Source organism: Nonomuraea sp. NPDC049750 (genome assembly GCF_040659625.1).
Classification (GTDB): Bacteria; Actinomycetota; Actinomycetes; order Streptosporangiales; family Streptosporangiaceae; genus Nonomuraea.
The window spans coordinates 356984-376491 of sequence record NZ_JBFANB010000001.1; the positions used below are offsets into that span (position 1 = coordinate 356984).

The window sequence follows — 19508 nt, forward strand, 5'->3', positions numbered from 1 at the left end:
CATGCGCATTCCGGAAGAGTTGAGGACCAGAAGGGCCGCGGCGATCGCCGTCGTGGCCCTGATCCCCGTCGCCGGTGCGGCGCTGTTCGTGGGCCTGCACCAGGCGGGGCGATCGGACCTGCGCGATCAGCTCGCCGCCCAGGTCACGGACATCCTTGAGAGATCCACCCCGGCCGAGCACCACGACCACGGGCACGAGTTCGGCGAGCAGGCCGGCCGGGTCGTGTGCGCGGTCGACCCGTTCGGCTTCGACCCGCCGACCGCGACCACGACGGCCCAGGTGAAGTGGGTCTACGCCCGCCACATGTGCGCCATCACCGGTCCGGGCGCCGGGTGGGCCGTCTCGGTGCGCGCCTCGGGCCCGATCGCCGTCCGGCTCGGCGATCCACCTCTGGTACGGGTGCCCACGCCGGGCGCCGGTTACCCCGAGCGGGTCCGGCAGGTGATACCCCAGCGGTATCAGGAGGAGGCGTTCGGCGAGTTCGCCGACGAGGACGCGATCGAGGCGGCCCGTCAGAGGTTCGCCCTGGTGACGGCCCGATGACCTGGTGGCGCCCGATGAGTGGCGCTCGGCCGAGTGATGCTCGAAGCGAGCGGTGCTCGACCCGAGCGGCGCTCGACCCGAGCGGCGCCGCCTGGCATGCGGACGCGGCCGGCAGGAGGGGGAGGTCTCGCGGCCGGCCGCGGCCACGCCATCCGGGCGGGATGGTGTCATGGAACGGTTGCACCAGTGACGGTTGTCGGCACCACCTCCTCATCGACCGGCCGGATAGACGGCCAGCTCGTACACCGGGCCGCTTCGCGGCGTTGACCGGCCGATATGGCGAGGTTCGCCACACCGGCCGGTCCGGGGTTCAGTTCGCGCAGGTGTAGCCGGACGGCACGGTGATCTGGCCGTTCGGCCGGCTGGCCTGGAAGCCGAAGGCGGTGCTCGCGTTCGGCCCGAGCGCGCCGTTGTAGCTCAGGTTCTTGGCCGTCACCGTCTGCCCGCTCACCGTCACCGCGGCGTTCCAGGAGCCGGTGAGCACGTGCCCGGCGGGCAGCGTGAACGTCACCGTCCAGCTGGTCCTGGCCGCGCCGCTGGTGTTGGTCACGGTCACGGGCTGCACGACGTACCCGCTGCTCCACTGGGTCTGTACGGTCGCGACGGCCGTGCAGCCCCCGCCGCCACCACCGCTGAGGGTGGTGAAGGTGACCTGGCCCGACTGCCCCGAGACGTTGCCCGCCGCGTCCCTGGCCTTGACGTAGACCTGGTAGGCGGTCGCGGGGGTCAGCCCGCTCAGCGTGATCGAGTTGGTCGCCGACTGGCCGAGCAGCGTGCTCGGCGCCCGGTAGACGTCATATCCGGTCACGCGCACGTTGTCGGTGGAGGCGGTCCAGCTCAGCGTGGCCCCCGTCGAGGTGACGCCGGAGGCGACCGGGGTGCCGGGCACGCTGGGCGGGGTCGGGTCGGGGGTGCCGCCGCCGTACACCGACGCCTCACGCGCGGTGGCGGCGATGCCGTTGGCGCCGTTGAAGAGCCGCTGACCCCATGAGGTGAGCTGGTTGACATCGAAGTTGGTGACCTGGTCGAGGTACTCGACGCCGCCGCCGTTGCCGCTCCACGACCAGCCCAGGTAGCCGAGGCCCCGGCTCACGGACTGGGCCATGATCGTGTCCTCGTCCGGGTCGCCGTCGGAGTGGTTGAAGCCGAACTCACCGATCACCAGCGGCAGCCCGGCGGTCCTGAACGCGTCCAGATAAGTCGTGATCTCAGCGGCCGTGTCGTACACGCCGTACATGTGCACCGAGAAGATCGTGTTCTTGGCGGGGTCGGCGTCGAAGACGGTCCGCGCGGTGGTGCGCATGACGTTCTGCCAGTCCTGACCCCAGTTGGGCGCGTCCACCATGAGCGCGTGCTCGAAGCCGTTGGCGCGCAGCTTCTTGACCGCGTTGGCGGTGGCGGTGGTCCAGTCAGGGGTGACGGCGTTGTTGCCGACCGGCTCGTTGCCGATGTTGACGATGACGTAGTTCTCCTGGCCGACCAGGGCGCTCTTGACGCTGATCCAGTAGTCGGCCGCCTGGTCGAGGGTGTAGGCGCCGCTCTGCTCGCCGTACCCGGTGGTGTCGTGGTTCTCCAGGACGCAGATCAGCCGGTTGGCCTTGCAGCGGGCGACGACGTCGGCCACGTCGGAGGCGCTGTTGGCGGTCCAGCGGCCGCCGCTGAGCACCACCCGGACGGTGTTGGCGCCCAGCGACTTGATGTCGGCGAACGCCTTGGTCTGGGTGGGGTACCAGGTGTGCGCGTGGCTGGTGCCGCGCATGACGAACTCCTGGCCGTTCGCTTCGAGGATCTTCGTACCGCTCACATGAAGGCCGGTGGCGGCGTGCGCGGGCGCCGGGAGGAAGAGCAGCGGGAGCAACAGCGCGGCGAGCGCCGCGAGCCGGGTTCTCATGGGCGGCCTTTCGATGGTGACCCGCCCCGCCGACGTGGCAGGACGCGGCGGGGCGGGGCGATCATGCGGGACGGATCAGGGGAAGAGCCGTCCGTACTCGGCCAGGGCGACGGCTACGTCCACCTGCGCCCAGAACCGGTGATAGTTGAAGACCGGCGCCGGGCCCGTGCCCTTGATGAAGGCGTCGACCCTCGCGTAGTCGGGGTCGTTCTTGTAGAAGGACCTGATCGACAGGAACGTCGAGCTGGAGTTGATCGGGTCGCCGTTCGGCATGGTGCCGCTCCAGCCCGGCGGGACGTAGACCGGGTCGGCGAGGCGCTTGTAGTCCGTCTTGGTCTCCGGCACCGACACGCCCTTGGCGTCGCGGTACTTCCAGACGCCGTCGAGCAGCGCCTTGGCCGTGGTCCTGGCCGCCGTGTTATTGGCCTTGGCGGCGTAGTACATCAGGGCCTTGGCGTAGGCGCCGGCGACGCCGACGTCCTGCGTGTAGTCCACGATCGACACGTGCAGGCCCGGGTTGGCGGCGGGCATGCCGCTCGCGGAGCTGAAGTCGCTCGCCGGCTGGCCGGTCCAGTGCAGCGTGGACGGGATCTGGTAGCTGCCGTCCGCGTTGACCGTGGTGTTGGCCAGCGCCCAGGTGACCCACTTGTCGAGCAGCGTCTTGGCACTGGCGTTGCCGGTGGCGTAGTAGTACTCGGCCACCCGCTCCATCGTCCACGCCTGGAAGCCGAACCACTGGTTGGACGGCGGGTCGTGGTAGACGGGCTGCCAGTCATAGGTCATGCCGAAGAACTTGGGCAGACCGGCCGGCGGCGTCCCGTAGTGGCCTTCCCAGCTGTTGGTCGCGCCACCGGCGATGGCGCCTTCGGCCGACTGCAGCCAGGTGTAGAACTGCAGCTGCCGGGTCAGGCTGGTGCTCCAGTCGGTGACGCCGGTCGAGCTCTTGGGCTTGAGCTCGGCGACGTTCGACAGGGCCCAGGCGGCCAGCGGGTTCTGGTAGCCGGAGTGGTTGTGGCTGGAGCCGATCCGCCAGGCCCACCCTGCGTTCGTGTCGGTCGCGCCGCCCCAGGCGTAATACCAGGACAGCAGGTAGTTGGAGGCGTCCTTGCCGGTGCCGGCCGCGCAGGACGGGCTGGTGCAGCCGGGCTTCTTGAAGTACTTGTCGTACATCGCGTACCGCAGGTAGTCGCCCATCTTCGCGGCCTTGGCGACCGACCCCGAGATCTGCGACTCCTTGCCCTGCGCCTTGGCCCAGGTCTGCGCCCAGTACGCCGCCTGCACGGCTCGCGCGTCGGCGTCGGGGGCGTTGGTGTACTTCCACTGCTTGGCGTACGAGTTGTCCTTGACGAACAGGTCGAGGTAGCCGTTGGGTCCGCCGAACTTGAACTGGTCGCAGGACGGCTGCGGGATCGTCTCGAAGACCGACTCCTCGGGGCCGCGCTGGTAGGTGTTGATGTAGGCGGGCTTGGTGGTGCCGTCGCCGCAGCGGCCGAAGCCGTAGGTGTTGTCGACGTCCAGCAGCCAGTGCATGCCGTAGATGTCGCCGGTGCCGTAAGCGCTCTTCAGCTCGTTGGCGATCGGGTCGGTGCCCACGCTCACGCTGGTGTCCAGCGGTGACGGGTAGTTGTTGATCGAGGTGGACTCGGGGGCGTACGTGGCCGGCTTCGACGGGGAGTAGAAGGAGTTGGTCGGCTGGTCGGCCGTGGCCGGGATGATGTACTTCTCCATCGTCGCCCAGGCGGTGTTGAACTTGGCCCAGTCACCGGTGATCTGCCCGTAGACCGCCTCCAGCCACAGGTAGTAGCTGAACGCCTCCGACGTGGTCTCGTGCCCCTGGTCGGGTGCCTCGACCATGAGGGTCTCCAGCGAGTGGTACGGCACGCCCTCGGGCGAGAAGTAGCCGTTGGCCGGGTCGTGCAGCTCGTTGTAGAGCTCGGTGAACCGCCTGACGTACTCGTTGTCGCCACCCGGCAGGTCGTCGTCGGCCTCGGTGGCGGTGACCGTGATCGGGCTGTAGCCACTGGCGCTCACCGTGAAGGTGGCCGAGCCGGCGGTCGTGTCGGTGTCGTCGGCGGCGGCCAGGGTGACGTTCTGCGCGGTGTTCCAATTGGCGGTGGTGAAGGTCAGGCTGGCGCCCGAGCTGACCGTGAGGTCGGTGTCACCGCTGGTCCGCGCGGTGGCGACGGTCACGTTGCCGGTTGGCGCCCGCGACAGCCGGACGCCGAACGTCGCGGTGCCCTTCTCCGGCACGGCCAGGCTCGTCGGGCTCACCACGAGCGCCGGCGTGTTGTCGGCCGTCACGGTGATCCCGACGGGCGAGGAGGTGGTGGTGGCGCCGAGGTTGTCGGTGGCCCTGGCGGTGATCGAGTAGCTGCCCGCGGGCACGTTCGGCCAGCTGTAGGCGTACGGGGCTGTGGTGTCGCTGTTCAGCAGCGTGGTGCCCTGGTAGAAGTCGACCTTGGCGATCGTGCCGTCGGAGTCCGCCGCGGTCGCGGCGATCGGCACCGTGGCGGGCGCCGCGAACGTCTGCCCGGCGCTCGGCGAGGTCAGCGCCACGGTCGGCGGCTTGTTGACGCCGGCGCCCCCGCAGGTGACGCCGTTGACGGTGAAGGCGGTGGGCTTCGGGTTGCTGCCGGTGAAGGTGCCGTTGAAGCCGATGTTGGTGGAGGCGCCGGTGGCCAGGTTGCCGTTCCAGTCGAGGCTCTTGGCGGTGACGGCCTGGTTGTTCTGCGCCCAGGTGGCGCTCCAGCCCTGGGTGAGCTTCTGCGTGGTCGTGGGGAAGCTGAAGCCGAGCGTCCAGCCGTTGATCGGGTCGCCGGTGTTCTTGATGGTGACGCTGGCGGTGAAGCCGGGGCTCCAGTCATTGGTGGTGTACGTCACCTCGCAGGCGACGGCCGCGCTGGCGGGCGCGGCCGTCAGCGCGGTGGTCACCCCGGCTATGAGGACAAGCCCAAAAGCCGGTGCGAGCCGCCTTCTCAGGCGCGCGAGCATTGTGTACGACACGAGGTCTCCATGGGAGTAGGGGGTGGGAGCGCTCCCAAAATGGATTGTGGGTGGCCATATGGAGATGTCAACGGAATGCCGTCCCGGTGACCCGCATATTTCCTCTCACCTGGCTGCGTGGCATGAAAGTTTCATGGACGTTCCGCGACATTCGGCGAGCATGCCGGGTCGGCGGCGCAGCCGCTCTTCACCGCACCCTGTACACACCCGTGAGCACGGCTCAGTATGGGAGCGCTCCCAAAACATCAGCTCTAGCTCCTGGAGATGATTGCTCGTGAAACTCCACCGCGGCCTGCGCAGATGGGCCGTGACCGCGACCGCCGCCTGCCTGGCGACCTTAGGGCTCGTCGCCGGCCAGACCACGGCCGCACAGGCCGCGGTCGCCTGTGACGTCTCCTACACGCCCAACACGTGGACGACGAGTCCGGGGCAGGGCGGCTTCACCGCGAACATCACCCTCAAGAACCTCGGCGACCCCCTCACCGCATGGACGCTGGCCTTCGACTTCCCCACCGCCGGACAGAAGTACACCCCGAGCGGCTGGGGCGCCAACTGGAGCCAGACCGGGACCCGCGTCACCGGGCAGAGCCTGTCGTACAACGGCAACCTGGCCACCGGCGCCTCGACCAACATCGGCTTCAACGGCACGTGGAGCGGCAGCAACCCGAACCCGGCCTCCTTCAGCGTCAACAACGTGACCTGTGGCGGCGGCAATCCGACGACGCCCTCGGTCGTCACCTCCGCGAGCTCGGTGTCCGTCAACGAGGGCGGCACGGCGACCTTCACCGCCAAGCTGTCGGCCGCGCCCACCGCCAACGTGACCGTCGCCACCACCCGGACCAGCGGCGACACGGACCTGACCGTGAGCTCCGGCGGCTCGCTCACCTTCACCCCGAGCAACTGGAACACCGCCCAGACCGTGACCCTCGCGGCGGCCCAGGACTCCGACACCACCAACGGCACGGCGGCCTTCAGCGTCGGCGGAACCGGCGTCACCGCCGCCACCGTCAACGCCACCGAGGTCGACGACGACACCACGCAGACGCAGTCGCTGGTCGTGACCCCGACCGCGGTGACCGTGCCCGAAGGCGGCAGCGCCACCTACACGGTCAAGCCGGCCATCCAGCCGTCGGCGAACCTGACCGTCACCTCCACGGCCGGCAGCGGCGACGCCGACCTCACCGTGACCTCGGGCGGCTCGCTCACCTTCACCTCCGCCAACTGGAACACCGCCCAGACCGTGACCCTGAGCGCGGCCCAGGACTCCGACAGCACCAACGGCACGCGTACCTTCACCGTCGCCTCCAGCGGTCTGACCAGCCGGACGGTCACCGCCACCGAGGCCGATGACGACGGCACGCCGCCCCCCGGGCACGTCGACAACCCGTACGCGGGCGCCACCGGCTACGTCAACCCCGACTGGAAGGCCAAGGCCGCGGCCGAGCCGGGCGGTGCCGCGGTGGCCAACACCTCCACCGCCGTGTGGCTGGACCGCATCGCCGCCATCGCCGGCAGCTCGTCGGTCATGGGCCTGCGGGCGCATCTGGACGCGGCCGTCACCCAGGACGCCGCCAACGGCTCCGCGCCGCTGACCGTCCAGTTCGTCATCTACGACCTGCCCAACCGCGACTGCTCGGCGCTGGCCTCCAACGGCGAACTGCTCGTCGCGGAGAACGGGCTCAACCGCTACAAGACCGAGTACATCGACCCGATCGCCGCCATCATGAGCGACTCGAAGTACGCGAACCTGCGGATCGTCACGATCATCGAGCCCGACTCGCTGCCCAACCTGGTCACCAACCTGAGCTTCCCCAAGTGCGCCGAGGCCAACTCCACCGGCGCCTACGTCCAGGGCGTCCAGTACGCGCTGAACAAGCTGCACGCGATGTCGAACGTCTACACCTACATCGACGCCGCCCACCACGCGTGGCTCGGCTGGGACTCGAACTTCAACCCGTCGGTGAACCTCTTCTACTCCACCGCCGCCGGTGCCGCCGCCGGAGTGGACAGCGTCGACGGATTCATCGTCAACACCGCGAACACCTCCGTCACCAAGGAGCTGTACTTCAACATCAACACCACGGTGAACGGCACCTCGGTCCGGCAGTCCAAGTGGATCGACTGGAACTGGTACGTGGACGAGACGTCCTTCGCCCAGGCCCTGCGCACCGCGCTGATCGGCAAGGGCTTCAAGCAGGGGCTCGGCATGCTGATCGACACCTCGCGCAACGGCTGGGGCGGAAGTGCCCGCCCGAGCGGCCCGAGCACCTCGACGGACGTCAACACCTTCGTCAACGAGTCACGCATCGACCGGCGCATCCACGCCGGCAACTGGTGCAACCAGAGCGGCGCGGGCCTCGGCGCGCGGCCGACCGCCAACCCCGACTCCGGCCTGGACGCCTACGTGTGGGTCAAGCCGCCCGGCGAGTCGGACGGCGCCAGCACGGACATCCCGAACGACGAGGGCAAGAAGTTCGACCGGATGTGCGACCCCACCTACACCGGCAACGACCTCAACGGCCACAACCTGACGGGCGCGCTGCCCAACGCGCCGCTGTCCGGCCAGTGGTTCTCCGCCCAGTTCCGCCAACTGCTCCAGAACGCCTACCCGCCCGTCTCCTGACGAGCACCTGCCCGTCCGTCTCGTGACGAACGCTACCTGTCCGTCTCCCGACGAACGCCAACCTGTCCGTCTCCTGACGGCCGCTCGTCCGCCGGTCCCCTGACGAACGCCTGCCCGTCCGTCGCCCGGCGGCCATGACGAAGGCCCAGGCCGATTCTTCGGCCTGGGCCTTCGCTCAACCTTCCGCTCAACCGCCCGCTCACCGTGCGGCTGTCGCCTCGGCGCGCTTTCGCCCGCGCCACCGTCAGGGGGGCGGAACGTCCTCGTCCTGCTCGTTCGAGTAGTCGCCGCTGTCGAGCGGCATGCGATCCGGCTCGCGCCGCTCCGCCTCGAACCGCTCAGCGCGGTTCTGGCCGGCCACCTCCGGCCGCTTCTTCCCGCGGAGGCTGCGCAGGTAGTCGACGGGGCTCGTCGCCGTCTGGTCCCCTTGGAGCCGCATGGCCTCCTCGACCTCCACGTACTTGTGAATGTGTACGTGAGCCGCCTCATCGCTCCCGCCGCGCCCCATGTCGGCCCCGGCCGTGCGCTGCGACGGCACGCCCGTGGGCCGGATGCCGTAGTGCCGGTAGAGCCTGGCCTCTTCCTCCAGCGAGAGGCGGCCGTCGACGTCGATGTTGGGCGCGTCCTTGATGGTGTCCTTGTCGAAGGGAACGCGGATCTCCTCTCCCGACCGGCGGGCGTTCATCAACGGGACGAATGTCTGCCTCATCCCGAAAAGCCCCGTGCGTACGGTCACCCACTCGGGCTCGCCCGTGCTGTCGTTGAGATAGACCTGCCCCACCTTTCCGATCTCCTCGCCGTCCGCACCGATGACACGGCTGCCGAGCAGGCTGCGGATCTCTGTTTGCATGGCCACGGCGATCCCCCCGAGTCTCGTCCGTCCGCCCGGCGGCGCACCGACCGGGCTCAAAGTGAACGAATACCCCCAAACCTCGCAAAACCACACCTTCTACGCGAGGTTTGGGTCCACCTTGGGTACTGCTTTGGACGGATAAATAGCTAAACAGCGGGCGAATTGCTGTTCGGAAAAGGGCGGGTATTCAGTCGCCAGTAAGGCGATATCCCGCCACGAAACGACTATCGTGCAGGCATGGCGAGCTATCCCCCTATGCAGCCGGGTCTGGTCGCTGCCATGCATGACCAATGGACCGCCCCATGTCCTGGCTGACCTACGCCTGCCAGCACCTGCCCGGCGCGACGGTGATCGCCGTCGGCGGCGAGCTGGACGCCACGAACGAGGACAGGCTCGACGCCTTCATCCGGGAATGCCGCCAGCGGCCCGGCGACCACCTCGTGTTCGACCTCGCGGAGGTGCACTTCATGGACAGCGCGGGGCTCCGGCTGCTGCTCAGCACCTATACCTTCTCCCGGCAGCACGGTGGCAGCGTCCGCCTGGCGGCGCTGCAGCCCATGCCGGCCCGGATCGTCGAGGTGACCCGGATAGGCGAGCACCTGCCGGTCCACAGCACGCTCCAGGAGGCTCTCACCGCGGCCCTCACGGGCAACGGCGGCTCCGGGGCGGCCTGAAGCCTGCCCCGGCTGCCAGATGGGTCAGCTCTTCTCGGGCTTGGCCGCCTCCTCGTCCTTGACCAGGCTCCCGCAGGTGTAGCCCGGCTCCCGCTCGGGATCGAGGCGGATGTCCCCCAGGTTCGTCGACTCGGCCGGTCGACGGAAGGTGGTCATGTAGTCGCAGTCGTAGAAGACGTACGTGCCGTCGCTCTCGCCGAGCAGCATGAGGTCGCGCCCGTCGTACAGCGGCTTGTCGTCACCGTCCTTCACCACCACCCACTGGTCCTGGAACCCCACCATGTTCAGCAGGTCATTGGCCTGCCCGGTGTTACGCACGTCCCCCGCGCCCATGACGAGCCCGACGAGCAGGAGCATGCCCAGCCCGATGCCGGTGAGGGCGCCCACGAGCACCTTCATCCCGGCCCGCCCGACCGGCTTGCGGCGCAGCAGCCGGAACGGCACCACGAACGCCAGGATCCCGAGCACCAGGGCGCCCAGCACGTGCAACGGCGAGATCTCCAGGGTGAACAGATAGGAGGTGCTGAGATAGGTCACCCCGCACCAGGCGGCGGCGATGACCGCCGCGATCCATGGCCGCCGCCTGACGGCCTGGACGAGCCGGTTGACCGCGCCGCGCGTCACCTTGTCGAGCAGCCACCCCACCGCCACCAGGGCCCCGATAACGGGCAGCAGGATGAGCAGGAGCATGATCAGCGTGCCCATGAGCCGCCCGAGCAGGACGGACTGGTCGATCCCCGCCTGTTCGGGATTGATGTCGAAGACCCAGTACATCTGCTGAATGCCCAGGTACAGCATCGCGTACAACCCGACGCCCACCGGGACCACCACGGAGCCGATGAGCTCCAGCATCCCCACGACACTGCCGGACGCCTCCTCCTCCGGCGGGAGAGGAGGGATATCAGTTTGCTCCTGAGAGAGCTGTTGCGTAGTCACAGAGGATGACCATGCAGTGACATGGTTGAATTTTGGTTGATATCGGATAAACAGTTACGCCCGAAAACCGTGGTGCTGCTTCTTCCCGCTCGCGGCCGCCACCCTGATCCGCCTGATCGGCGCGCGCTGCAGCGCGATGTGGGCCAGGCGCGGCAGCCACATCGTGAGCCGGACCGTGGTGCCCGTGGGGCCGGTGTGGAAGCTGGCGCCGTCGCACAGGGTGCGGATGAGGTAGATGCCCCGGCCGGTGGGCGCGACGTCGGGCGGCCGCCGGTGCTCGTCGACATACTCGTCGGGGATGCCCGAGCCCTCGTCGATGGTCTCCGAGCGGAGCATCCGGTCGCCCGTCCACAGCGTGAAGTGCCCGCGCCCGCCGCCGTGCTCCACGGCGTTGATGATGCTCTCGTGCACGGCGAGGATGTAGTCCTCCAGCCGCGCGCCGCTCAGCCCACAGCCCGCCGCCCGCTCCGCCACGGACTGGCGTAGCCCGGTCACTTCATCAAGAGTGAAGGACTGGGCCAGCAGGGTGCGCATGACAGGCTCCTCATCGCCGCCGGGCGTATGACCACGTCGAATGACAACCCTTCGCCCTGCCCGCCACTCCGCGCATTACACCGTCAACAGGCATTCGTCCAGGAAACAACCCCGGTTATCCCGTGGCGAGCTCCCCCTCCGTGTTGCGAACGCGGTTTCCGGGGTCGGTCAACACGCCCGACGAGGCGGGCGGATCGGACACCTCCCGTCCTTCCGAGAGCCAGCAAAAAGGCACTTTACACTCTCCGTATTGGATGAGTAACTATTGGTGGCGGACGCTTTACAGAAGGAGCCCTGCAGCATGGCGGTCGGCGGATGGCAAGACCCCGTGGGACCTCGCATCGACAAGCGCCTCAATGGATTCCTGGACGACTGGCGCGCGCCGGTGTCCGATCCGGACGTGGCGGCGGCGTACGAGCTGCTGACGAGCTTCATCCTCAGCGGCGGCAAGCGGATCCGCCCGCAGCTGTGCTACTGGGGGTGGCGGGGAGCCGGCGGCGACGACTGCGACGAGATCATCAGTGCGGCGGCGGCGCTTGAGCTCTGCCACGCCGGGCTGCTCATCCACGACGACATCATGGACGGCAGCGACATGCGGCGGGGTCGCTCGACGATCCACCGCAGCCTGGCCGACCTGCACGAGGGGCCGGGCGCCGAGGCGTTCGGCCAGGCGGGCGGGATCCTGCTCGGCGCGCTCAGCCTGGCCTGGTCGGACGCGCTGCTGTCGTCGTGCGGCGTGGAACCGGCCCGGCTGCACGGCGCCCACCACGTGTTCGACGCCATGCGCACCGAGGTCATCAGCGGCCAATACCTCGACGTGCTCGGCCAGCTCCGAGCGGGGGCCACGGTGTCGGCGGCGCTGACGGTGATCCGCTACAAGACCGCCAAGTACACCGTCGAGCGCCCCCTGCAGATCGGCGGCGCCCTGGCCGGCGCGGATCCCGACCTGCTCGACTCCTACTCGCGCTTCGGCGTGCCGATCGGCGAGGCGTTCCAGCTGCGCGACGACGTGCTCGGCACGTTCGGCTCCTCGGCCGACACCGGCAAGTCGGCACTCGACGACATGCGCGAGGGCAAGAACACCGTCCTGATCGCGCATGCCCTGAGACGGGCGACGCCCGCGCAGCTGTCCTACCTGCGCAGCTGGCACGGCAACCAGGAGCTGACGGAGGAGCGGGCGGCGGAGCTGCGCGGGATCCTGCTCGACACCGGCGCGCTGGCCGAGGTCGAGGACATGATCGACCAGCGGGTGCGCGAGGCCGCCAAGGCGCTGGAGGCGGCGCCCATCACTTCCGAGGCGCGCGACGCGCTGACCGTGCTGGCCGGCCAGCTCGCGCACCGGGACCGGTAGGAGCGAACATCATGGGACGAGTACTTCTGGCGGCTCCGCGCGGCTATTGCGCGGGTGTGGAACGTGCCATCGACACCGTCGAGGAGACCCTCAGACGCTACGGACCGCCCGTCTACGTGCGCAAACAGATCGTGCACAACACCTACGTGGTCGATGACCTCAGTGACCGGGGCGCGATCTTCGTCGACGAGCTCGACGAGGTCCCGGAGGGCGCCCTGGTCGTCTTCTCGGCGCACGGCGTCTCGCCCGCGATCAAGCACGAGGCGGCCGGTCGAGGTCTGCGCACGATCGACGCGACCTGCCCGCTGGTCACCAAGGTGCACAGGGAGGCCGTACGCCTGGCCGAGTCGGGCTACGAGATCGTGCTCATCGGCCACGCGGAGCACGAGGAGGTCGAGGGCACCGTCGGCGAGGCGCCCGACCGCATCCACGTGGTCGACCCGGCCCGGCCCGACGAACTGACGGGCGCCGGCTCGGCCAGGATGAGCTGGCTGTCGCAGACCACGCTGGCGGTCGAGGAGACCATGGACGCCGTCGCCCGGCTGCGCGAGCGCTTCCCCCAGCTCATCGACCCGCCGAGCGACGACATCTGCTACGCCAGCCAGAACCGCCAGGAGGCGATCACCAGGATCGCCGCCCAGTGCGACCTGGTCATCGTCGTCGGCTCCGCCAACTCCTCCAACTCGCGGCGCCTCGTCGAGGTGGCCGTGAACGCCGGCGCGCGGGCGGCCCACCTGGTCGACCGGGCCGGCGACGCCGACGAGCACTGGCTCGACGGCGTACGGACCGTCGGGGTGACTTCGGGCGCCTCGGTCCCAGAAGAGCTGGTCACCCAGTTGCTGGCCTGGCTGGCCGCCCGCGGCTACGCCGACGTGGAGCCGGTGACGCTGACCGAGGAGACCCTCAAGTTCTCCCTCCCGCCCGAACTCAGAGCCACTCAGAACCCCGGCTAGCAAACCCTCTAAAGATTGGTGGTGCACGATGACCGAAACGACCGAGTCGACCGAGGCCAACGGCCAGCAGCTCAGCCTCAGCACCGATGCCGCCAAGAACCTGGCGACGACCACGAAGACCGCCCCGCAGATGCAGGAGATCACCTCCCGCTGGCTGCTCAAGCTGTTGCCGTGGGTGCAGACCTCCGGTGGCGTCTTCCGGGTCAACCGCCGGCTGACCTACACCCTGGGCGACGGTCGCATCACGTTCACCACCAGTGGCGCGGACGTGCGCGTCATCCCGGCGGAGCTCACCGAGCTGCATCAGCTGCGCGGCTTCAGCGACGGTGAGGTCCTGCAGTCGCTCGCCGACGGGTTCAGCCAGCGCGAGTACGAGGCGGGCGAGGAGATCGTCCGTGAGGGCGCTCCCCTCGACCAGCTGGTCCTGATCGCCCATGGCCGGGTGGCCAAGACCGGCCGCGGCGCGTACGACGACGAGCAGAACCTCGGTGTGCTGGCCGACGGCGACCATTTCGGCGAGGAACTGCTGGGCGAGCCAGGCCAGTGGGCGTTCACGGCGAAGGCCAAGACCGCCTGCACCGTGCTCACGCTCTCGCGGCCGAACCTACAGGCGGTCCTCGACCGGTCCCCCGCGCTCCGCGCCCACCTGCGCAGCACGCGGGACGCCGAAGCACGGTCCCAGAACGCCTACGGCGAGGCGGCGATCGAGCTGGCCGCCGGCCACCACGGCGAGCCCGCACTGCCCGGCACGTTCGTCGACTACGAGCTCACCCCGCGCGAGTATGAACTGAGCGTCGCCCAGACCGTCCTACGGGTGCACAGCAGGGTCTCCGACCTGTACAACCAGCCGATGAACCAGCTCGACCAGCAACTCCGGCTGACCGTCGAGGCACTACGCGAACGCCAGGAACACGAGCTGATCAACAGCCGCGAGTTCGGGCTGCTGCACAACGCCGATTTCAGCCAGCGCATCCGCACCCGCGGCGGCGCTCCCACGCCCGACGATCTCGACGACCTGCTGTCCACGGTCTGGAAGGAGCCCGCCTTCTTCCTCGCGCACCCGCAGGCCATCGCGGCCATCGGCAGGGAGTGCAGCAAGCGCGGCATCTACCCGCAGGCCAGCGAGGTCAACGGGCACCGCATCCCGGCCTGGCGCGGAGTGCCGATCTTCCCGTGCAACAAGATCCCGATCACCGGCGCCCGGACGACCTCCATCCTGCTCATGCGCACCGGACACGAGAACCAAGGCGTTGTCGGCCTGCACCAGACCGGCATCCCCGACGAATACCAGCCCAGCTTGTCGGTGCGTTTCATGAACATCAATGAGAAAGCCGTCATCTCCTACCTGGTCACTGCCTACTTCTCCGCTGCCGTACTCGTTCCCGACGCACTCGGCATTCTCGAAGACGTCGCACTCGGCAGCTGAGCGCGGATCGGTTCACCCGGCCCAATGATTGGCGGTGTTTCGGTTGACGGAATTGGATCAGCGGGACTCAAGGCAGAGCCTGGGCACGGAGGCGGCACGCCGGCTCGCCACCACGACCAAGACTGCCCCGCAGATGCGGGAGATCTCTTCACGCTGGCTGCTGCGGGCGCTTCCGTGGGTACAAACCGCAGCCGGCACCTACCGGGTGAACCGCCGGCTCACCTATCAGGTCGGCGGCGGCCGGGTCAGCTTCGCCCGCGCGGGCGCTGTGACGCGGGTGATCCCGCCCAGCCTGACCGAGCTGCCGCTGCTGCACGGGTTCGACGGCGACCCGCTGCTCGACACCCTGGCCGGGGAGTTCGAGCAGCGGGAATACGCGCGGGGCGAGATGATCGTGCAGGAGGGCCGCCCGGCCGACGCCCTCCTTCTCCTCGCGCACGGCAAGGCCGACAAACTGCAGACCGGCCCGTACGGCACCAGCGTCCTGCGGGAGACGCTGGCGGACGGCGATCACACGGGCCACGACCTCCCCGAGCGGGAGGACCGGTGGGCGTACACGCTCAGGGCCGCCACCACCTGCACGGTGCTGGTCCTGCCCTGGGCGGTGTTCCGCGCGCTGACGGCGGTCTCGCCGACGTTGCGGGCGCAGATCGAGGCGCACCGGGACCGACGGGCCCGGCCGCAGAACAAGCACGGCGAGGCGGCGATCGAGCTGGCCGCCGGACACACCGGCGAGCCCGCACTGCCCGGCACGTTCGTCGACTACGAACTCACCCCGCGCGAGTACGAACTGAGCCTCGCCCAGACCGTCCTACGGGTGCACAGCAGGGTCTCCGACCTGTACAACCAGCCGATGAACCAGCTCGACCAGCAACTCCGGCTGAGCATCGAGGCACTACGCGAACGCCAGGAGTACGAGCTGATCACCAACCGGGACTTCGGGCTGCTGCACAACGTCGATGCCCGGCAGCGGATCTCCACGTACGGCGGCCCGCCTACGCCCGACGATCTCGACGAACTGCTCAGCCGCAGGAAGAAGACCCGTTATTACCTGGCCCATCCCCGCGCCATCGCCGCCTTCGGCCGGCAGTGCAACGCGCGCGGGGTCTACCCCGACACCGTCCAGCTCGACGGCAGCAGGCTGACGGCCTGGCGCGGGGTGCCGATCCTGCCCTGCGACAAGATCCCGATCAGCCCGGAGGGGACCACCTCGATCTTCGCGTTCAGGACCGGCGAGGAGGACTCGGGCGTCGTCGGCCTGCACCAGACCGGCATTCCGGATGAGTACCAGCCGGGGCTCAGCGTCCGCCTGGCCGGTATCGACGGGAAGGGGATCATGTCGTATCTGGTCAGTGCCTACTACTCGGCCGCGGTCCTGCTGCCCGACGCGCTGGGCATGCTCGAGAACGTCGAGGTGATGGGCTGATGACGCGTTCCGTGGATGGGGAGGCGGCCCAGCCATTCGAGCTGCCGGACTTCTACCTTCCGTATCCGGCCCGCCTCAACCCGCACGTCGAGGAGGCGCGCGCCCAGTCCAGGCAGTGGGCGCGCGGCATGGGCATGCTGGAGGGCTCGGGCATCTGGGAGCAGGCCGACCTCGACGCCCACGACTACGCCCTGCTGTGCGGCTACACCCATCCCGACTGCGACGGCGCCGAGCTCTCGCTGATCACCGACTGGTACGTCTGGGTCTTCTTCTTCGACGACCACTTCCTGGAGGCCTTCAAGCGCGGCCACGACCGTGAGGGCGGCAAGCGCTACCTGGACCGGCTGCCCGCCTTCATGCCGATGGACCTGTCGTGCGCGACGCCGGAGCCGACCAACCCGGTCGAGGCGGGGCTGGCCGACCTGTGGGCCCGTACGGTCCCCGCCAGATCGCTCGCCTGGCGGGAGCGTTTCGCCGAGAGCACCCGCAACCTGCTGAACGAGTCGCTCTGGGAGCTGTCCAACATCAACGCGGGCCGGGTGCCCAATCCGATCGAGTACATCGAGATGCGGCGCAAGGTCGGCGGCGCGCCATGGTCGGCCGGGCTGGTCGAGCACGCCGTGGGAGCCGAGGTCCCGGCGCGCGTCGCCGGCTCCCGGCCGATGCGGGTGCTGCGCGACGCCTTCGCCGACGCGGTGCACCTGCGTAACGACCTGTTCTCCTACCAGCGGGAGACCCAGGACGAGGGCGAGCTGAGCAACGGCGTCCTCGTGCTGGAGAAGTTCCTCGGCTGCACCACGCAGGAGGCCGCGGACGCGGTCAACGACCTGCTCACCTCGCGGCTGCAGCAGTTCGAGCACACCGTGTTCACCGAGCTGGGCCCGCTCTTCGTCGAGCAGGGCCTGGACCCGCTCTCCTGCGCGGGCGTGCTGGCCTACGTCAAGGGGCTGCAGGACTGGCAGTCGGGCGGCCACGAATGGCACATGGCCTCCAGCCGCTACATGAACGAGCGCGCGACCCGCAGACCACTGGGCACGACCTCGATCGTCGACCTGCTCGGCGCGAAGCGGATCCGCAGCTTCACCCACGTCCCGCACACGCCCGTCGGCCCGTCGCGGATCCCCGACCTCTACATGCCGTTCGAGGTCAGCGGCTCGCCCCACCTGGATACCGCCCGCCTGAACCTGGTCGCCTGGGCACGCGCGATGGGGATACTCGAAGCGCAGCCGGGCGTCACCGGCTCGGCCGTCTGGGACGAGGAGAAGCTCGTCGACTACGACCTGGCGCTGTGCGCCTCCGGGCTCCATCCCGACGGGACGCTGGAGGAGCTGGACCTGGCCGCGGCCTGGCTGGCGTGGGGAACGTACGGCGACGACTACTTCCCCGCAGTCTTCGGCCGATCCCGCAACCTGGCCGCCGCCCGCGCCACCGTCGACCGGTTCGGCGCCTTCATGCCGCTCGACGGCTCGGCTCCCCCGGCTCCGGTGACCGCTCTGGAGCGGGGGCTGTCCGACCTCTGGACCCGTACGGCGGGGCCGATGAGCATGACCGCACGGCTCAGGTTCCGCGCGGCCATCGAGGATATGTGCGCGTCCTGGCTGTGGGAGCTGGACAACCTGCTGCTGAACCGGGTGCCCGACCCCGTCGACTACATCGAGATGCGGCGGCTGACCTTCGGCTCCGACCTGACCATGAGCCTGTGCCACCTGACCCACGAGGAGGCGATCCCGGGGGATGTCCATCGGGCCGGGTCGATGATCTCGCTGAAGAACGCGGCCGCCGACTACGCCACCCTGCTCAACGACGTCTTCTCGTACCAGAAGGAGATCGAGTTCGAGGGTGAGCCGCACAACGGCGTGCTGGTCGTCCAGAACTTCTTCGACTGTGACTACCCGGTGGCGCTCGGCATCGTCGCCGATCTGATGACGTCCCGGATGAAGGAGTTCGAACACGTCTTCGCGCACGAGTTCCCGGTCATGTACGACGACCTCCGGCTGGACGGGGAGGCACGCGCGGCCGTGAACGGCTACGTGGCGAAGCTGCGCGACTGGATGGCGGGCATCCTCAGGTGGCATCGCGACTGCCGTCGCTATGACGAGCCGTCGCTACGGCGCCACCACCGGCCGCCCGAGTGGCGGCTGGGCGGGCCGACGGGCCTGGGCACCTCGGCTGCGTTGATCGTCTGACGCGGCTTGGGCCGCGTGGGCGGCGTGTTTCGTGAGTGCCGTGCGGGTGTCAGCACCATCCCAGCAGGTTCAGGAGATGTCGTTGGAATGGTGTGAGGTTGCGCAGGCGTATCCAGCGATCGGCGGGGTCGAGCATCGGCATGGCCAGCACGCGCAGACCCGACAGATCGATGAACGTGAGCTCGCCGGTGTCGACGATGATGTGCGTCTCGCCCTCGCGGGCGGCGGCCAGGGTCCGGGCGAGGGCGCAGCTGTTGGTGATGTCGATCTCGCCGCGCAGCGCGAGCGCCGGAACCTCGCACCTGGCCCGCTGGGAGATGCGCAGCTGGTCGTCCTCGTACAGCAGGCGCTCCGACGTTTCGGCCGCCTCGCCGTTCACGGTCATCGCACCCCCCAATCAGACCTCACGCATGGGGGTTGTCGTCGACACGAACCCGGTCTCACATTACACGAAGTATGTTTCACCACCTGATATGCACGAAAATATGGTCGTATTACAGCGAAGTCATGAAGCATCCGGCAGCCGGATCTTCCGCCGCCTGAGACTCGCACCAGCGACCGCGCGACCTGCTGGATCCTCGAGTGGAAGGTCGCGCAGTCGGTCGCGGCCGATCTAGAAGCGCTCGGCGACGCAATCACCACGGCACTGGACCGCCCATTGGGTAAATTGATCAGCCTGTTCGGGCGGTCGAAGAATTGCCGAGGAGGTGGCATTATCAACGTGCTGAATAAATAACCATCCGACGAATTTCCACCCCACCTGCGACCGGCCTCGAGGCGAGCTTTCTATTCAAATTCTTTAGCACTTGATCACTATTCGCACCAAATGTCCGACCAGTCACGATTTATCGACATATCACCGCGTGGACAAACTTCAGCTTATAACCATACGTAGGCCCCGCCTGGCTAAAGGGCGTTTTATCCCTAAAGGGGATGAGGAACGCTCCTGGAGTGAAAGTGAAACGGGCCCTGCTGCTGACGGTCCTGGCGTGCGGCTCACTCGCGACGCCGGACTCCGGCACCGCGACGGCCGACGTCCGGCAGGCGTGCGAAAAGGGCACCGGGCGTTGCCCGCAGGCGGCAGGGACCGACCGCGCGGCAGCTGGAG

14 protein-coding genes are annotated in these 19508 nt (G+C 68.7%); 8 read left to right on the forward strand and 6 right to left on the reverse strand.

Features of this window, described 5'->3' with window-relative positions; translation table 11 throughout:
* Position 1: 1 nt before the first annotated feature.
* Entirely contained in the window at positions 2 to 544 is a 543-nt protein-coding gene (locus AB0J16_RS01715; RefSeq protein ID WP_358533410.1) for a hypothetical protein, read from the forward strand.
* Positions 545 to 854: 310 nt separating this feature from the next.
* On the opposite strand, the gene AB0J16_RS01720 is transcribed toward AB0J16_RS01715, so the two are convergent.
* Both AB0J16_RS01720 and AB0J16_RS01725 read right to left on the reverse strand, forming a co-directional pair.
* On the reverse strand, positions 855 to 2435 hold the full coding sequence (locus AB0J16_RS01720) for a cellulase family glycosylhydrolase (protein ID WP_358533413.1): 1581 nt from the start codon (positions 2433 to 2435) through the stop codon (positions 855 to 857).
* Between the two features lie 75 nt (positions 2436 to 2510).
* The gene (locus tag AB0J16_RS01725; RefSeq protein WP_358533416.1) at positions 2511 to 5366 is read right to left on the reverse strand and encodes a glycoside hydrolase family 48 protein; all 2856 of its coding nucleotides are present in this window, start codon (positions 5364 to 5366) and stop codon (positions 2511 to 2513) included.
* A 346-nt stretch (positions 5367 to 5712) separates the two neighbouring features.
* Here AB0J16_RS01725 and AB0J16_RS01730 point away from each other — a divergent pair, with 346 nt between their 5' ends.
* Positions 5713 to 8061 carry a glycoside hydrolase family 6 protein gene (locus tag AB0J16_RS01730; protein ID WP_358533418.1) on the forward strand — a complete coding sequence of 783 codons (2349 nt, stop codon included), beginning with the start codon at positions 5713 to 5715 and terminating at the stop codon, positions 8059 to 8061.
* A 244-nt stretch (positions 8062 to 8305) separates the two neighbouring features.
* Here the strand turns inward: AB0J16_RS01730 and AB0J16_RS01735 are convergent, their stop codons facing one another.
* Positions 8306 to 8911 (reverse strand): PRC-barrel domain-containing protein, encoded by a 606-nt coding sequence (locus AB0J16_RS01735; protein WP_358534810.1) that lies wholly within the window; start codon positions 8909 to 8911, stop codon positions 8306 to 8308.
* 305 nt (positions 8912 to 9216) lie between these two features.
* On the opposite strand from AB0J16_RS01735, the gene AB0J16_RS01740 reads away from it, so the two are divergent.
* Positions 9217 to 9588 carry an STAS domain-containing protein gene (locus tag AB0J16_RS01740; RefSeq protein WP_358533421.1) on the forward strand — a complete coding sequence of 124 codons (372 nt, stop codon included), beginning with the start codon at positions 9217 to 9219 and terminating at the stop codon, positions 9586 to 9588.
* Between the two features lie 24 nt (positions 9589 to 9612).
* On the opposite strand, the gene AB0J16_RS01745 is transcribed toward AB0J16_RS01740, so the two are convergent.
* Entirely contained in the window at positions 9613 to 10440 is an 828-nt protein-coding gene (locus tag AB0J16_RS01745; protein WP_358533424.1) for a hypothetical protein, read from the reverse strand.
* A 138-nt stretch (positions 10441 to 10578) separates the two neighbouring features.
* A complete protein-coding gene (locus AB0J16_RS01750) occupies positions 10579 to 11058 on the reverse strand; it encodes an ATP-binding protein (protein WP_358533427.1) in 480 nt (159 codons plus the stop codon).
* Positions 11059 to 11359: 301 nt separating this feature from the next.
* On the opposite strand from AB0J16_RS01750, the gene AB0J16_RS01755 reads away from it, so the two are divergent.
* The 5 genes from AB0J16_RS01755 to AB0J16_RS01775 are packed head-to-tail and all read left to right on the forward strand — an operon-like array spanning position 11360 to position 18400.
* Positions 11360 to 12409, forward strand: a complete 1050-nt coding sequence (locus AB0J16_RS01755; protein WP_358533430.1) for a polyprenyl synthetase family protein — start codon at positions 11360 to 11362, stop codon at positions 12407 to 12409.
* Positions 12410 to 12420: 11 nt separating this feature from the next.
* Positions 12421 to 13362 (forward strand): 4-hydroxy-3-methylbut-2-enyl diphosphate reductase, encoded by a 942-nt coding sequence (locus AB0J16_RS01760; protein WP_358533433.1) that lies wholly within the window; start codon positions 12421 to 12423, stop codon positions 13360 to 13362.
* A gap of 28 nt (positions 13363 to 13390) precedes the next feature.
* Positions 13391 to 14788: a family 2B encapsulin nanocompartment shell protein gene (locus tag AB0J16_RS01765; RefSeq protein WP_358533436.1), complete on the forward strand. Its 1398-nt coding sequence runs from the start codon at positions 13391 to 13393 to the stop codon at positions 14786 to 14788.
* Between the two features lie 43 nt (positions 14789 to 14831).
* On the forward strand, positions 14832 to 16214 hold the full coding sequence (locus AB0J16_RS01770) for a family 2B encapsulin nanocompartment shell protein (RefSeq protein ID WP_358533439.1): 1383 nt from the start codon (positions 14832 to 14834) through the stop codon (positions 16212 to 16214).
* The gene (locus AB0J16_RS01775; protein WP_358533442.1) at positions 16214 to 18400 is read left to right on the forward strand and encodes a terpene synthase family protein; all 2187 of its coding nucleotides are present in this window, start codon (positions 16214 to 16216) and stop codon (positions 18398 to 18400) included. The genes AB0J16_RS01770 and AB0J16_RS01775 overlap by 1 nt, the downstream gene beginning before the upstream one ends.
* A gap of 49 nt (positions 18401 to 18449) precedes the next feature.
* On the opposite strand, the gene AB0J16_RS01780 is transcribed toward AB0J16_RS01775, so the two are convergent.
* Positions 18450 to 18785 (reverse strand): STAS domain-containing protein, encoded by a 336-nt coding sequence (locus tag AB0J16_RS01780; RefSeq protein WP_358533445.1) that lies wholly within the window; start codon positions 18783 to 18785, stop codon positions 18450 to 18452.
* Between the last annotated feature and the right edge of the window lie 723 nt (positions 18786 to 19508).